Annotated in this window: 13 protein-coding genes and 3 tRNA genes; 11 read left to right on the top strand and 5 right to left on the bottom strand. The window is 67.2% G+C overall.

The window, feature by feature from the left end; all coding sequences use genetic code 11:
- Positions 1-121: 121 nt before the first annotated feature.
- The 4 genes from FQK05_RS13385 (at position 122) to FQK05_RS13370 (ending at position 2,848) form a co-directional block, all read left to right on the top strand.
- The gene (locus FQK05_RS13385) at positions 122-1,342 is read left to right on the top strand and encodes an oxidoreductase (protein WP_158967495.1); all 1,221 of its coding nucleotides are present in this window, start codon (positions 122-124) and stop codon (positions 1,340-1,342) included.
- Between the two features lie 256 nt (positions 1,343-1,598).
- A tRNA-Gly gene (locus FQK05_RS13380) sits at positions 1,599-1,673 on the top strand.
- Positions 1,674-1,710: 37 nt separating this feature from the next.
- Positions 1,711-1,785: transfer RNA gene (locus FQK05_RS13375), tRNA-Gly, on the top strand.
- 208 nt (positions 1,786-1,993) lie between these two features.
- Positions 1,994-2,848 carry a GNAT family N-acetyltransferase gene (locus FQK05_RS13370; RefSeq protein ID WP_158967493.1) on the top strand — a complete coding sequence of 285 codons (855 nt, stop codon included), beginning with the start codon at positions 1,994-1,996 and terminating at the stop codon, positions 2,846-2,848.
- Between the two features lie 148 nt (positions 2,849-2,996).
- Here the strand turns inward: FQK05_RS13370 and FQK05_RS13365 are convergent, their stop codons facing one another.
- Complete coding sequence (locus FQK05_RS13365) at positions 2,997-3,236, bottom strand: Lrp/AsnC family transcriptional regulator (RefSeq protein WP_158967491.1); 240 nt, start codon at positions 3,234-3,236, stop codon at positions 2,997-2,999.
- Positions 3,237-3,446: 210 nt separating this feature from the next.
- Between FQK05_RS13365 and hisB the strand changes: the two genes are divergently transcribed.
- The 6 genes from hisB to FQK05_RS13335 are packed head-to-tail and all read left to right on the top strand — an operon-like array spanning position 3,447 to position 6,798.
- Positions 3,447-4,034, top strand: a complete 588-nt coding sequence (hisB, locus tag FQK05_RS13360; protein ID WP_158967489.1) for an imidazoleglycerol-phosphate dehydratase HisB — start codon at positions 3,447-3,449, stop codon at positions 4,032-4,034.
- 3 nt (positions 4,035-4,037) lie between these two features.
- A complete protein-coding gene (hisH, locus tag FQK05_RS13355; protein ID WP_158967487.1) occupies positions 4,038-4,676 on the top strand; it encodes an imidazole glycerol phosphate synthase subunit HisH in 639 nt (212 codons plus the stop codon).
- Positions 4,677-4,708: 32 nt separating this feature from the next.
- Positions 4,709-5,428, top strand: coding sequence for a 1-(5-phosphoribosyl)-5-[(5-phosphoribosylamino)methylideneamino]imidazole-4-carboxamide isomerase (hisA, locus tag FQK05_RS13350; RefSeq protein ID WP_158967486.1), 720 nt, complete (start codon positions 4,709-4,711; stop codon positions 5,426-5,428).
- A 4-nt stretch (positions 5,429-5,432) separates the two neighbouring features.
- A complete protein-coding gene (locus FQK05_RS13345; protein ID WP_158967484.1) occupies positions 5,433-5,729 on the top strand; it encodes a hypothetical protein in 297 nt (98 codons plus the stop codon).
- A complete protein-coding gene (hisF, locus tag FQK05_RS13340) occupies positions 5,729-6,490 on the top strand; it encodes an imidazole glycerol phosphate synthase subunit HisF (protein ID WP_158967482.1) in 762 nt (253 codons plus the stop codon). The genes FQK05_RS13345 and hisF overlap by 1 nt, the downstream gene beginning before the upstream one ends.
- Positions 6,487-6,798, top strand: coding sequence for a phosphoribosyl-ATP diphosphatase (locus FQK05_RS13335; protein WP_158967480.1), 312 nt, complete (start codon positions 6,487-6,489; stop codon positions 6,796-6,798). The genes hisF and FQK05_RS13335 overlap by 4 nt, the downstream gene beginning before the upstream one ends.
- A gap of 156 nt (positions 6,799-6,954) precedes the next feature.
- On the opposite strand, the gene FQK05_RS13330 is transcribed toward FQK05_RS13335, so the two are convergent.
- From FQK05_RS13330 to rlmB, 4 genes are all read right to left on the bottom strand, one after another.
- Positions 6,955-7,731, bottom strand: a complete 777-nt coding sequence (locus tag FQK05_RS13330) for a 23S rRNA (adenine(2030)-N(6))-methyltransferase RlmJ (protein WP_158967478.1) — start codon at positions 7,729-7,731, stop codon at positions 6,955-6,957.
- Positions 7,732-7,958: 227 nt separating this feature from the next.
- Positions 7,959-8,432: a CoA-binding protein gene (locus FQK05_RS13325; protein ID WP_158967476.1), complete on the bottom strand. Its 474-nt coding sequence runs from the start codon at positions 8,430-8,432 to the stop codon at positions 7,959-7,961.
- Between the two features lie 237 nt (positions 8,433-8,669).
- Complete coding sequence (locus tag FQK05_RS13320) at positions 8,670-9,128, bottom strand: YHS domain-containing (seleno)protein (RefSeq protein WP_233270496.1); 459 nt, start codon at positions 9,126-9,128, stop codon at positions 8,670-8,672.
- Between the two features lie 216 nt (positions 9,129-9,344).
- Positions 9,345-10,118, bottom strand: a complete 774-nt coding sequence (gene rlmB, locus FQK05_RS13315) for a 23S rRNA (guanosine(2251)-2'-O)-methyltransferase RlmB (protein ID WP_158967474.1) — start codon at positions 10,116-10,118, stop codon at positions 9,345-9,347.
- 156 nt (positions 10,119-10,274) lie between these two features.
- Between rlmB and FQK05_RS13310 the strand changes: the two genes are divergently transcribed.
- A tRNA-Tyr gene (locus FQK05_RS13310) sits at positions 10,275-10,358 on the top strand.
- Positions 10,359-10,923: the final 565 nt, after the last annotated feature.

Genomic DNA, 10,923 nt, shown 5'->3' with positions numbered 1-10,923 from the left:
TTCCCGCCCCGAAACGGCAAGCGCGCGTCCCCGCCGAAACCGATCCGCCTTCCGGCCTGCCGCCGCGCGTCCACCCTTCTCGCGGTTTGCATTTTCAGCGCGAGGATGGTCAGCTTCGCATATGCCCCAGGCCTCCATCCCTTCCCCGCTCTTCGATCCCGTCTCCCTGCCCAACGGCACCGTCCTGAAGAACCGGATCGTCAAATCCGCGATGTCGGATTCGCTGGGCGACGGGCGCGGCAATCCGACCCCCGCACAGATCCGCCTCTATCGGCTGTGGGGCGAAGGCGGCGCCGCGGCCGCCATCGTGGGCGAGGTCCAGGGCGACGGTCTATTCCCGGAAAGGCCGGGCAACCTGGTCCTGGCCCCGGATGCCCCGGACGTCCTGGTGGACAGGTTCCGCGCCCTGGCCCGGGCGGGCAAGGACTTGGCCCTGTGGCTTCAGCTGGGCCATGCCGGCGCACTCGCCCATCCGCCGCTCTCCGCCCCGGCCGGCCCCAGCGCGCTGGACCTGCCCGGCCTGTCCTGCCGCGCGCTGACCGCCGGCGAAATCGCGGCGCTGCCAGAGCAGTTCGCCCGCACCGCACGACAGGCGCAGGACCTGGGTTTCGGCGGTGTCCAGATCCACGCAGCCCACGGCTTCCTGCTCAGCCAGTTCCTGTCTCCGCTGTTCAACCGGCGGACCGACCGCTACGGCGGACCCATCGCGAACCGCATGCGCCCCCTGCTGGAAGTCGTGGCCGCCGTCCGCGCCGCCACTGCCCCGGACTTCACCGTCGCCCTGAAGCTCAACGCCACCGACCAGCTGACCGGCGGGCTGGAGGCGCGGGATGCCCTGACCGTCGTCGGCGCCCTGTCCGGATCGGGGCTCGACCTGATCGACATCTCTGGCGGGACATACTTCCCGGGCGCCCCTTCGGCCTCGGACCGCACGACCGGGGGCGCCTATTTCCGCGACTTCGCCCGCGCCGCCCGGACCCGCACCGATATCCCGCTGATGCTGACCGGAGGCATCAAGACCAGGGCCGAGGCGCTGGACTGCGTGACCAGCGGCGATACCGACCTCGTGGGCCTGGCCCGAGCACTGGTTCTGGACCCAGACCTGCCCCGCCACTGGCAGAACGACAGTTCGTCGGATCCCGTCTTCCCCCGCTTCGAAAGCCCACCCGAAGGCGGCGTGACCGCCTGGTACACCATGGCCCTGACAGCCCTTGCCGAAGACAGACCCCTGCCTGCGCCGGACAATCTGCCTTCCGTGATGGCCGCCTACGAGGCCCGCGACGCTGACCGAACACATTTATGGCGCGCGCGCTTCGGGGGCGCTGGCCCGACCGGGGCATAGGCCGGGCATCCTGCAACCGGATCGGCGCCCCCTCCCGATCTGCGATCCGGGACGGCCGCAAGCGCGATATCGGCACCTGTTCCGGCCCAGGACCCATGCAGCAAGCGTATGGAGCCTGATCCCGGACGCCAGCCGGCCCGACCACTGGCTGCAGTGGAAAAGGGTGCCCGGAGCCGTGGCGAATAATTTGCCCGGCCGGGAATTTTCCACTTGCAGCCGGTTTGGGATAATCATATCTCAGCGCTCACCCAAGGACGCGGGCGTAGCTCAGGGGTAGAGCATTACCTTGCCAAGGTAAGGGTCGTGAGTTCGAATCTCATCGCCCGCTCCAATACTGCCTATTTCATAGGCGACATAGCCAGTGAAGCGCGGGCGTAGCTCAGGGGTAGAGCATTACCTTGCCAAGGTAAGGGTCGTGAGTTCGAATCTCATCGCCCGCTCCACTGGAACAAAACACCTCCAATCATTGAACGTGTACCATAGGCATCCGGCCACATCGGCGGGGCGTTCAGCTGCATGCCCAGGTCGACGCGGCAGGCCCGCCGATGAGGTCGGGCGCCCGGTGGCACCCCGGACCGGCCACCTGCCCGCTTGGCCTGTGCCCCCGGATGGATCATGGTGGCGGCACCATCTTCGGGGGAGGACGCGCAGATGCTCGACTATATCACCCGGCCACTGACGGCGGCCGAGATCGACATCGCCGTTGGCTGGGCCGCGGCAGAGGGGTGGAACCCCGGCGCCTCGGACGCGATGGCCTTCCGCAGCGTGGATCCCGAAGGGTTCTGGGGCGGCTTCGCCGATGGCGAGATGGTCGCCTCGATCTCGGTCGTGAACTACGACGACGGGTTCGGCTTCCTGGGCTTCTACATCGTGCGGCCGGAATATCGCGGGCTGGGGCTGGGCCATCAGCTGTGGCAGGCGGCAGAACAGCATGGCGGCGCCCGGGTGATCGGCCTGGACGGCGTGGTGGACCAGCAGGACAACTATCGCAAGTCGGGCTTTGCGCTTACCTATCGCAACATCCGGCAGGGCGGGCCTGCGGGCCCGGCGCTGCGCGCGCTGGGGACAGCACCCGAAGCCACAGCGCCGCTCTCGTCCGTGACCGATGCGGTTGAAGCCTATGACCGCCAGATGTTCCCCGCCCCCCGAAGGACCTTCCTGGAGGCCTGGATCACCAGTCCAGGCCATATCGCCCGCGTCGCCACGAAAGCTGGCCGGATCACAGGCTACGGCGTCCTGCGTCCCTGCGGGACCGGGGCAAAGATCGGCCCCCTTTTCGCCGATGACCCGGAAACCGCCGAGGCGCTGCTGGCCGATCTGCTGCAGGAGTTGGAGCCGGAGACGGAAATCTTCCTCGACACGCCCGAACCGAACGCTGCCGCCCTGGCCCTGGCGGCCAGGCTGGGCCTGTCCCCCGTGTTCGAGACGGCCCGGATGTACAAAGGCCCGGCCCCGGACCTGCCCATCGACCGGATCTTCGGCGTCACCACCTTCGAACTGGGCTGATCACGCCCGCCATCGGCCCAAGCCCGCGCGGCCCTGTGCCCGGCGGCGGTACAGCGGATATGGCACGCATCCGCCGGGTCGGGTGTGCCGGTGGACCGTCGACGGACACAGGACCGCGCGGGCGGTCCCGTCCGACACCCCGGTAAGATCAGAAAACCTTGAACGTCATCGTCGTCAGCGACCGTTCGATCCCCTCGATATCCAGCAGGTTGTCGTTGATGAACTTGCCGACATCCTCGCCCGTGGGCACGTAAAGCTTCATCAGCAGGTCGTATTCGCCGCTGGTCGAATAAAGCTCGGAATGAATCTCGCGCAGCGCGATGCGCTCGGCCACCTTGTAGGTGGTGCCGGGCTTGCAGCGGATCTGGATGAATACGCAGGTCGTCATGGATGTCGTCTTCCCGAAGTACTGTAGAGGGTCGCGCCTGCCCCGACGCTGACACGGGCACCCCGAAAGGGCAAGTCCAAGGGCCAGGGCGGCCACCCTGCCATCGCCCGGCCGTTGCCCAGCCATCCCCATGCCGCCGCAACCGCATCGAAGCGCTTGGATCGGCGGGCACAGCGCCCTATAAGCGCCCCGGCAAGAAGGATCCGCCCCATGCGCAACGCCACGATCACCCGCCAGACCGCTGAGACGAAGATCGAAGTCACCCTCGATCTCGACGGCACCGGAACGTATGACAACGCCACCGGCGTGGGCTTCTTCGACCATATGCTGGACCAGCTGGCGCGCCACGCCATGCTGGACCTGACCGTCCGGGCCCAGGGCGACCTGCACATCGACGATCACCACACGGTGGAGGACACCGGCATCGCCATCGGTCAGGCCCTGACAAAGGCGCTTGGCGACAAACGCGGCATCCGCCGCTACGGGTCCTGCCTTCTGCCCATGGACGACGCGCTGGTGCGTGCCGCGCTCGACCTGTCGGGACGGCCTTTCCTGGTCTGGAACGTCGACCTGCCGACCCAGAAGATCGGCACCTTCGACACGGAACTCGTCCGCGAGTTCTTCCAGGCGCTGTCGACCCATGGTGGCATCACGCTCCATGTCGATGCGCTTCACGGCGTGAACTCGCACCACATCGCCGAAGCCGCCTTCAAGGCCGTCGCCCGCGCGCTGCGCGAAGCACTGGAGCCCGACCCCCGCGCGGCCGGTGCCGTGCCGTCGACCAAGGGCGCGCTGTAAACGATGCTGACCGCGATCATCGACTACGAAAGCGGCAACCTGCATTCGGCGGAAAAGGCGTTCCAGCGGATGGCGGCGGAAACCGGCGCCGGCACCACCGTCGTGACCGCCGACCCGGACGTGGTGGCCAGCGCCGACCGCATCGTCCTGCCGGGCGACGGCGCCTTCCCGCATTGCGCCGAACAGCTGCGCGACCGCACCGGCCTGATGCAGGCGATGCGCGAGGCGGTCGAAGTCAAGGGCCGCCCCTTCCTCGGCATCTGCGTCGGCATGCAACTGATGGCGGCGCGCGGCCACGAATACCAGGAAACCGACGGCATCGGCTGGATCGACGGCGACGTGGTCAAGATCACGCCCGACGACCGGGCGCTGAAGGTCCCGCACATGGGCTGGAACGACCTGGTGATCGACCAACCCCACCCGATCTTCGGCGGCGTTGCCACCGGCGACCATGTCTACTTCGTGCATTCCTACCATTTCCGCACGGCCGATCCGGCGGACCTTCTGGCCCATGTCGACTATGGCGGGCCGGTCACGGCCGTGGTGGGCAAGGACACGATGCTGGGCCTGCAGTTCCACCCGGAGAAAAGCGCGGCCATCGGCCTGCGCATGATCGCCAATTTCCTGACCTGGGCGCCCTGAGGCCCCTTCCCCGCCCGGAACCGGAGCACGACATGATCCTCTACCCCGCCATCGACCTGAAGGACGGCCAGGCCGTCCGCCTTCTTCGCGGCGACATGGAAAAGGCCACGGTCTTCAACGCCGACCCGGCCGCGCAGGCCAAGGCCTTCGTCGACGCCGGTTGCCAGTGGCTGCACCTCGTCGACCTGAACGGCGCCTTCGCCGGCAAGCCGGTGAACGCCGCGCCGGTCGAGGCGATCCTGGCCGCCTGCCCCGTCCCCGCCCAGCTGGGCGGCGGCATTCGCGACATGGCCACGATCGAGGCCTGGCTCGACAAGGGTCTGGCCCGCGTGATCCTGGGCACCGTCGCGGTCGAAAACCCCGACCTCGTCCGTGAAGCGGCGCGCGCCTTCCCCGGCAAGGTCGCCGTCGGCATCGACGCCCGCAAGGGGCGCGTCGCCACCAAGGGCTGGGCCGAAGAAACTGACGTCATGGCCACCGACCTCGCCAAGAGCTTCGAGGACGCGGGCGTGGCCGCCATCATCTATACCGACATCGACCGCGACGGCGCGATGCAGGGGCCGAACGTTCCGGCGACCGCCGCGCTGGCACGGGCCGTGTCGATCCCGGTCATCGCCTCGGGCGGCGTGTCCTCGCTGGACGACCTGATGGCGCTGCGCGATTGCGGCGCATCGCTCGACGGCGCCATCTCGGGCCGTGCGCTCTATGACGGCGCGCTGGACCTGAAGGCCGCGCTGGCGGCCTTGGCCTGACCCCATGCCCCGCTGGATCCCGCGCATCTTCATGATCCTGACCCTTGCCCCGGTGGTGTTCTGGATCGCCAATATGGGCGCCGTGATGTATCTTGCAGGCCCCAACAGCTGCATGATCAACGAAGGGTCCGTGACGCCCTGCCTGTTTCTGGGCCACGACATTGGCGAAACAGCCTATACGATGGGAATGATCGCGGCCTGGGGCCCGCTCTTCCTGTTTCCCTGCGTGGTGATCACCGGCCTGCTGTGGGCCGGCGTGGTCCTGCTGGGCAAGATCCTCGACCGCCGCGGAGACGCCTGATGCTGAAAACCCGCCTGATCCCCTGCCTGGACGTGGCCGACGGCCGCGTGGTCAAGGGCGTGAACTTCGTGGACCTGATCGACGCGGGCGATCCCGTCGAAGCGGCCCGCGCCTATGACGCGGCCGGCGCGGACGAGATCTGTTTCCTCGACATCCACGCCACCCACGAAAATCGCGGCACCATGTTCGACCTGGTCCAGCGGACGGCCGAACAGTGCTTCATCCCGCTGACGGTCGGCGGCGGTGTCCGCACGCCCGACGACGTCCGGGCCCTGCTGCTGGCGGGGGCCGACAAGGTTTCCTTCAATTCCGCAGCCGTGGCCCGGCCCGATGTGGTGGCCGAGGCCGCGGATCGCTTCGGCAGCCAGTGCATCGTGGTGGCCATCGACGCCAAAACGGTTGCCCCCGGCAAGTGGGAAATCTTCACCCATGGCGGCCGCAAACCCACCGGCATCGATGCGGTCGAATTCGCCCGGACGGTGGCCGAAAAGGGTGCGGGAGAGATCCTGCTCACCTCCATGGACCGCGACGGCACCCGTGCCGGCTTCAACCTGCCGCTCACCCGCGCGATCTCGGACACGGTCGACATCCCCGTCATCGCCTCGGGCGGTGTCGGCACGCTGGACCACTTGGTCGAAGGCGTCACGATGGGCGGCGCCTCGGCGGTACTCGCCGCGTCGATCTTCCATTTCGGCACCTATTCCATCGCCGAAGCCAAGGCTCACATGGCCGCGGCCGGCATCCCGATGAGGCTGGCATGACGACGCTTGACACGCTCTACGCCACGATCACCTCCCGCAAGGGGGCCGATCCCGACAGCAGCTGGACGGCGAAACTCTTCGCCAAAGGCCCGGAAAAATGCGCCGAGAAATTCGGGGAAGAGGCTGTCGAGGCGATCATCGAAGCCGTGAAGGGCGACCGCGGGAAGCTGACGACCGAAGCCGCCGACGTCCTCTATCACCTCCTGGTGATGCTGGCCGCCCGCGATGTCCCCCTGTCGGATGTCCTGGCCGAACTCGACCGTCGCGCCGGCACCAGCGGCATCGCCGAAAAGGCCGCGCGCCCGTAAAGCGGCCGGTGCGTGCAGAGCACGCACCCTACGGATGCGCCACGCACGCCTCCCGAAACCCGGGCCCGCAGCCCCCTACTTCTTCGATCTTCAAATACCCTCGGGGGAGTCGCGCCAAAGGCGCGGCGGGGGCAGAGCCCCCTCTCCCACGCGCCCCTAGGCACCCAGCGTCCGGAACTTCGCCGCCAGTTCCGCCGCCGCCTTGTCCCATCCCCAGGGCGCATTGACGACCCAAAGCCCGCTGCCGATCATGCCGTGCCCTTCCCGCGCCGGCGGGAACCGCACTTCGCTGGTCACAGCTCCGTCTCCCAACCCAGCCAGCCGCCGCACCAGCTCCCGTTCCGCGCCGGACGTCAGAATCGGATACCACAGCATCAGCACGCCCACGGGCCACTTGCGGTGCACTTTGGCCATCAGGTCGGTGATCGTGCGGAATTCGGTCTTCACCTCGTAGGAGGGATCGACCAGCAGCATTCCCCGCCGCGGCTCGGGCGGCGTGATCGACAGGGCCAGCTCCGGTCCGTCTGCGGCGTGGATCTCCGCCCACGGCAGGGCCTGGCGCAGCGCCGCGACCTCCCGCGGGTGCATCTCGGCCAGGACCATCCGGTCGTCCGGACGCAGCAGCGTCCGCGCGACCAGGGGCGAACCGGGATAGGCATCCGCCCCGCCCTCCGCACGGGCCGCGTCCAGCGCCCTGGCATAGGGGTGATCCATGCCGAACCAGCCCTCGACCCGGGCAATGCCCGCGGCCGCTTCGCCAGTCTTCAACGCCTCGGCGGCCGAGAGATCGTAGAGCGCACGGCCCGAATGCGTTTCGATATAGGTCAGGGGCTTGGGCTTGGCGGCCATGTAGTCCAGCGCCGCAGCCAGCAGCGCGTGCTTGTGGACGTCAGCCAGGTTCCCGGCGTGGTAGATGTGCTGGTAGGAAAGCATGTCCGGGCTCTAGCACCCGCGGACGGGTTCGGGAATGGGTCGGGTTCGGTCTTTTGGAGCAGAGGTGACGGGGGCTCTGCCCCCGCCGCCCTTCGGGCGACTCCCCCGAGGGTATTTGAAGATCAAAGAAGCCAGGAGGGCGTCCGGAACTGGAACCCGGCATATCGGCCATCCGCAGAGTGCGCACTTTGCACGCACCGCCCCCGGCAAGGCGGCCGGGGAAGCGGTCAGCGAAGCCTGGACGAGATCATGCCGGTGGCGAAGCCGCCCATGCGCAATTCGCCGAACAGGCGCTGGTACTCGATCTTGGGACAGCGGTCCTGGATGACGATGATGCCGCGGGCTTCGGCCCTTGCGGCGGCCTCCGGGTGTTCGATGCCGATCTGCATCCAGATCGTCTTGAGATCGGGGAAGACCTCCATCGCCTCGTCCACGATGGCGGGGACGAATTCGGCGCGGCGGAAGATATCGACCATGTCGACCGGCTCCGTCACCTCGGCGAGGGAGGCCACGACCTTGCGGCCATAGAGGGTTTCTCCGGCCGAAGCCGGGTTCACCGGATGTACCCGGAACCCCTTCAGGCCCAGATAGCGGGCGACATAGTTGCTGGGGCGTACCGGGTTCGTCGACACCCCCACCACCGCGATGGATCGGGTGCCTTGCAGCACGGCTTTCAGATGGGCGTCGGAATAGGTCGGCATGAGGCGATCATAGGACGCGCGCCTACCTGTCCGCATCATAAAAAAGCGCCCAAGGCACAGGGCCTTGAGCGCGAAGTGCGGAACGAGGGACAGTGAAAGCCGGAGCGGTTCCAGCGCGTCCGGCTGTGTGAAACAAATAGGAGTGAACGGGGGCTTGGGAAGGATTCGGGGCGGTCACCCGGCCGTAGGCGCAGGCTTTAGGCGAAGTCCTGCCGAAAAGATGTGTTCCGACCGCATCTATCGGTGCAAAACCGCCGGCCAGTGGCTGTCGGCCGTCTGAATCAGGTGTTTCGTGTCCATCTTCCAGACCCGCTGCACGATGTGCGAATGGGTCAGGTAAAGCCGGCCGTCGACGATTTGCCAGGCCGTCGGATCCGAGGCGATCGCCATGCCCATCGCCACCCCGTAGGCGCAGAAGCCGCCATATTGCGGGGCGAAGGCATAGGGATTGGCCTCGAACAGGTCACGGTTGCGATTCGACGCGAACTGCCAGATCGCGCCCTTCCACATCACCGCATAGGCGGGCGAGCCCCTGACTGCCCTGCCGCGGGTGAAATAGGCAACAGGGTCATAGCCGTCCAGCGCCAGCCCGTCCTCGGCGTAATAGATGCCCTTGTGGGGCCCGGCCGTCCCGGCCAGCGGCCGGGAAAGGGCGAAGGCTGCCATGACGGCAAGGAAGGTGCGGCGGGACGGCATTCGGGTCAAATCTGTCGTTTCGGTGCGCGTGGCCGGTGCCCGGCAAACGGGGCATCGGTCGGCCCTTATCGGAAGGTGCCGAACCTCAGATTGCCCCCGCGGGACCGGACTGCAAAGGGGGCTGACGGGGATGTGACCGCCCGGCCGGGTCGCGCCACGCAGTTGTGACCCCCATGCCGCGCCCCCGGCGGACCCGGGATCCGCATGCGCGCCGATTCATCCGCGGCGGGACGCGTATAGGGCGATTGCGGCAGCGTTGGACACGTTCAGGGACCCGAAGGCACCGGCTGGTGCGATTCGGACCAGGCGGTCGACAGTTTCGCGTGTCTTTTCCCGCAGGCCCGGACCTTCGGCACCCAGGACCAGAGCCACCGGATCGTTCTGGCGGCCTTCCAGCGCCTCTTCCACGGTCACCTCGCCCTCGCCATCCAGGCCCAGGACGTAATAGCCGAACTGTTGCAGCGTCTGGATCGTTTCGGCCAGATTGCGGACCCGCAGATAGGGCTGGCGTTCCAGCGCGCCGCTGGCTGTCTTGGCCAGTGCACCGGTTTCCGGGGCGGAATGATGGCGCGGGGCGATCACGGCGCTGGCGCCCAGCACTTCGGCCGTGCGCAGGATCGCGCCCACATTGTGCGGATCGGTCACCCGGTCCAGGCACAGGACTCGCGGCGCCTCGGCGCCGATGCAGACCTCTTCCAGCGTGCCCCAGCTCAGCGGCTTGACCTCCAGCGCCGCACCCTGGTGGACGGAGGCGGGGTCGATGGGGGCGCTGAACTTGCGGGGATCCACGATTTCCGGCTCCACCCCCGATACGGCGATGGAATCGGCCAGCTTGTCGGCGGCATTGCGGGTCACGATCAACTGCAGCTTCTCGCGCCGGGGATTTTCCAGCGCGTCGCGCACCGCGTGCAGCCCGAACAGCCATACGGTTTCAGAGGCGGCGTCCTTGCGCGCACGCTCCTTCTCGACCACCCATTTCGGTTTCTTCATCGCCTCGCCCCTGCCCTGTCCGCGGCCGTGTTCATGCCCATTTCCAAGCCTGTCACGATTGCCGCAACAAAGCCCGGATTTTCCTGTTGACGCTCATCTGGCGCGCTTGTAATCACGCCTCCACGTTCGGCGCAACGCAATGTTGCCCGGGTGAATGGGCGACAGGCCGCAAGGTGTGGCAGGGGACTGTAACTCCCTCGCGGAGACGCACGCCTGGTTCGATTCCAGGGTCGCCCACCATTCACCCAATCTGTTCAGTGATCTCACAAAACCCACGTCCCGCAATCGGGACGATCGCTCTTACAGGCAGAACAGTTTATGGGCCGAGCGTCCCACAGAAACAGGCCTATTCGCCTTCCTGCATCGCCACCCCATCCAGCCCGTTCACCCGCGGTTCCCAGATGACGCGCTTGGATCATGCCCGGCTGACCACAGACGAAGCACCTGGCCCGTGGCAGGATCTTCTGCCCCGGAAGCGGTCGCGGTCATCCGCCCGGAGATTTTTGCCTACCTGACGCTACTGACGAACCGCAGACGTGTTGAACGTGCAGGAGCATAAGGGGGGACCGGGCATCCACTGCGCCTAGTGCGTCGGTCAGCCACGCGCAGTTAGCTGCCAGCGGCTATGCTACCCATGATCGACAGGACGGTGCAGGGGCTTTTCGGTCAGCGCTCATATCTTGACCGGCCCCGCGACTCTTCGATTCCAAGTCACGTGAGCGGCTGGCGGCCTTTGGATGCCTCTCCCGGTATTTTCGAAGAGCCCACAGTCCGCCCGGGAAAATGAGCGGCCCGTGATCGACGA

Origin of the sequence: Chachezhania sediminis, from assembly GCF_009765275.1 — a bacterium.
Lineage (GTDB): Bacteria > Pseudomonadota > Alphaproteobacteria > Rhodobacterales > Rhodobacteraceae > Chachezhania > Chachezhania sediminis.
The sequence above is the reverse complement of the archived record's forward strand: the minus strand, read 5'-3'. Positions and strand labels throughout refer to the sequence as shown.

Coding starts and splice junctions, on each gene's coding strand:
- FQK05_RS13370 (WP_158967493.1), top strand. CDS start 1,994: ATGCTCGACTATATCACCCGGCCACTGACGGCGGCCGAGATCGACATC.
- hisH (WP_158967487.1), top strand. CDS start 4,038: ATGCTGACCGCGATCATCGACTACGAAAGCGGCAACCTGCATTCGGCG.
- FQK05_RS13330 (WP_158967478.1), bottom strand. CDS start 7,731: ATGCTTTCCTACCAGCACATCTACCACGCCGGGAACCTGGCTGACGTC.
- FQK05_RS13345 (WP_158967484.1), top strand. CDS start 5,433: ATGCCCCGCTGGATCCCGCGCATCTTCATGATCCTGACCCTTGCCCCG.
- hisF (WP_158967482.1), top strand. CDS start 5,729: ATGCTGAAAACCCGCCTGATCCCCTGCCTGGACGTGGCCGACGGCCGC.
- rlmB (WP_158967474.1), bottom strand. CDS start 10,118: ATGAAGAAACCGAAATGGGTGGTCGAGAAGGAGCGTGCGCGCAAGGAC.
- hisB (WP_158967489.1), top strand. CDS start 3,447: ATGCGCAACGCCACGATCACCCGCCAGACCGCTGAGACGAAGATCGAA.
- FQK05_RS13385 (WP_158967495.1), top strand. CDS start 122: ATGCCCCAGGCCTCCATCCCTTCCCCGCTCTTCGATCCCGTCTCCCTG.
- FQK05_RS13325 (WP_158967476.1), bottom strand. CDS start 8,432: ATGCCGACCTATTCCGACGCCCATCTGAAAGCCGTGCTGCAAGGCACC.
- FQK05_RS13365 (WP_158967491.1), bottom strand. CDS start 3,236: ATGACGACCTGCGTATTCATCCAGATCCGCTGCAAGCCCGGCACCACC.
- hisA (WP_158967486.1), top strand. CDS start 4,709: ATGATCCTCTACCCCGCCATCGACCTGAAGGACGGCCAGGCCGTCCGC.
- FQK05_RS13320 (WP_233270496.1), bottom strand. CDS start 9,128: ATGCCGTCCCGCCGCACCTTCCTTGCCGTCATGGCAGCCTTCGCCCTT.
- FQK05_RS13335 (WP_158967480.1), top strand. CDS start 6,487: ATGACGACGCTTGACACGCTCTACGCCACGATCACCTCCCGCAAGGGG.